Source organism: Mesorhizobium sp. M7A.F.Ca.CA.003.01.2.1 (assembly GCF_003998945.1).
Classification (GTDB): domain Bacteria; phylum Pseudomonadota; class Alphaproteobacteria; order Rhizobiales; family Rhizobiaceae; genus Mesorhizobium; species Mesorhizobium ciceri.
The window spans coordinates 1-2,586 of record NZ_RZRA01000821.1 but is presented as its reverse complement, the minus strand read 5'-3'; the positions used below and the strand labels follow the sequence as shown (position 1 = coordinate 2,586).

Sequence of the window (2,586 nt, the reverse complement as noted above, 5' to 3'; positions counted from 1 at the left end):
CCGCAAAGCCGTAGAAAAAGGCGAGCATGAAAGGAATGCCGACCACCGCGAAGGGAAGCGCCCAGGCAAAGCTGTCGGCCTCGACCAGCAGCGCCGAGCCGATCCACCAGAGGCCGGCGAGGAAATAGCCGAAACCGAACCACCAACCGACGGCGAAAGCCGGCCGCAGACGCCGGAACAGACTGCCTGAAGCTTCGCCGGTGGCGCCGTCGAGCAGCCAGACCAGCAGCGGGAACGAGACGAAACAGGCGGCGAAGAAGTCGTAAGGCGCCTGCCCAAGCACCGCGAGGGCGCCTGCGAGAAACGCCACGAGCGCACGCCGCCAACCCCAAAGCAGAATTATCCGGCCGGTGAGGCGCTCCATGCATACTTCCGAGTCGCGAATCAGGACACAAGATTTAACAGGCTGCGCTCCGCGCTCCAAACGGCGCATGGGCTAGCTGAGATGCACAGCTCCGGCCCTGCCTACCGGTGCCAACCCTCGATTTGAACGCCCCCCAGCCGCTCGGCCTCCTCGCGCTGAACCGAACGGATGGTCTGCGTGAAGGTCCAGACATGGCCCTCGGGGTCGCGTGCACGATACTGGCGCTCACCCTAGAACTGATCCGCCGGCTCCTGGATTATATCAGCGTCGAGCGCCCGCGCCTGCTCGCAATGCGCATCCAGGCCACCCTTCAGCCTGACATAGATCGACTGCGTGTTCTTGCCCGAGAGCGAAGCCGGGCTGGCGACGTAATCGCTCCATTCGGAATCGACGATGATGTAGCTGTCGCCGAACCGCATCTCTGCATGGATGAGCTTTCCCTCGGCATCGCTGACCACCATGCTGCGCTCGAAGCCGAAAGCCGCCTCGAGCCAGTCCAGCGCGGCATGCGGATCCTTGTAGAAAACACCAGAGCCCAGACTTGGATGCTTGAACGGGTCGTCGATAGTCATCGTGCGAGCGAAACGCTCACGCCTGTTCGGTGCGCGCCGTGGCACGCCGGCGACGCTCACCCTTCTGGCTCTGCACGATGCGCACGCGCTTGACGCGGCGCGGATCAGCGTCGAGGACGTGAAATTCGAAACCGGGTATGGCCTGCACCACCTCGCCGCGGGCCGGAACACGGCCAAGCGTGTTGAAAATCATGCCGCCGATGGTGTCGACATATTCGCCATGTTCACCGGCGGCGAAATCCCCGCCGATCATCTTGGCGACGTCGTCGATCTCGGCCTTGCCATCGACGATGAACACGCCGTCGCCGCTCTGGGTGATCATTGGCTCGTCGTCGTCATGCTCGTCCTCGATGTCGCCGACCACCATCTCGACGATGTCTTCCAGCGAGGCAAGGCCGTCGGTGCCGCCATATTCATCGATGACCAGCGCCATTTGCGTGCGCGTCGTCTGCATGCGAGCCATCAGGTCGGAGGCGAGCATCGACGGCGGCACGAACAGCACCGGGCGGATCAGATTGAGGTCGCCAATGGTGCGTGCGAGATCGACCTGGGCGAGATCGAGAACCGTGGCGACGGGTGCTTTCCTGGTCGAGCGGCCCTTCTTGACGCGCGCGATCTTGGTGATGTGGGCCAGCACATCACGGATATGGACCATGCCGCGCGGATCATCGAGGGTCTCTGAATAGACCGGCATGCGGGAATGGCCGGATTGCTCGAAGGTGCCCAGCAGATCGCCGAGCGTCGTCGTGATTTCGACCCCTTGAATGTCGGCGCGCGGTACCATGACGTCCTCGACGCGCACTTCGCGCAGCCGCAGGATGTTGTTGAGCATGGCGCGTTCGCCGGGCGAGAAGGCGCCGGCATCGCTCGTTGTCTCGGCAAGCGCGCCGGCGATTTCCTCCCGCAGGCTGGTTCCGTTGCGTTGCCTGAACAGGCCAAGAACGCGGTCGAACAGGGAGGGACCGGCAGGCGATGTCTCGCTGGCAGCGCTGCCGATGCTGGCAGCACCAGAGGTGCCGGCAGCAGCAGAGGTACTGCTAGCACCAGAGGCAACGGTACTCGGACTTGATCCCTCTTCCGACGTATCGGAAGCCTTGGTTGCACTGCCGGCGTCGGGGCGGGCGGCAGTCTCTGGTTTGTCGTTCATCGTCGTCCGGTCAATTGGTCAGATGTAGTTACGCGTAGGGGTCGGGAATGGCAAGCCTTGCAAGCGCCGCGCGTTCGACGGCTTCCATCGCCTCGGCCTCGGCCTCGGTCTCGTGATCGTAGCCCAGCAGATGCAGCAGGCCGTGGATGACGAGATGGGTGATATGGTTCTCGACAGGCTTGTCTTCCAGTACCGCTTCATGGGCGACCGTTTCGGCGGCCAGCACGATGTCGCCCAGCATCGGCGGCAACGGACCGCCCTGCGCAAACGGAAAAGCCGGGAAAGACAAGACGTTGGTCGGTTTGTCCTTGCCGCGCCAGCCGGCGTTGAGAACCTGGATATGGGCGTCGTCGGAAAAAACGAGACTGAGTTCGGAACGGCCCGCCACGCCGGTTTCGGCAAAAGCCGCCTTAACGGCCCGATCGACCAGCCGCGTCAGGCTTGCCTCGTCGGGCCAGTTGCCCGCCTCAACCGCTATGCCGATGTCGACGGGAATATTCCCG

2 protein-coding genes and 2 pseudogenes are annotated in these 2,586 nt (G+C 63.5%); all 4 read right to left on the bottom strand.

The features are described 5' to 3' along the window. Positions 1–364: pseudogene (locus EN969_RS26140) on the bottom strand (apolipoprotein N-acyltransferase); the annotation flags it as partial. A gap of 101 nt (positions 365–465) precedes the next feature. Continuing rightward, positions 466–936 (bottom strand): annotated as a pseudogene (locus EN969_RS26135) (VOC family protein). Positions 937–952: 16 nt separating this feature from the next. Next, on the bottom strand, positions 953–2,083 hold the full coding sequence (locus EN969_RS26130) for a hemolysin family protein (protein ID WP_063169992.1): 1,131 nt from the start codon (positions 2,081–2,083) through the stop codon (positions 953–955). A 28-nt stretch (positions 2,084–2,111) separates the two neighbouring features. Then, entirely contained in the window at positions 2,112–2,579 is a 468-nt protein-coding gene (gene ybeY / locus EN969_RS26125) for an rRNA maturation RNase YbeY (protein WP_127419517.1), read from the bottom strand. Positions 2,580–2,586: the final 7 nt, after the last annotated feature.

Coding starts and splice junctions, on each gene's coding strand:
- EN969_RS26130 (WP_063169992.1), bottom strand. CDS start 2,083: ATGAACGACAAACCAGAGACTGCCGCCCGCCCCGACGCCGGCAGTGCA.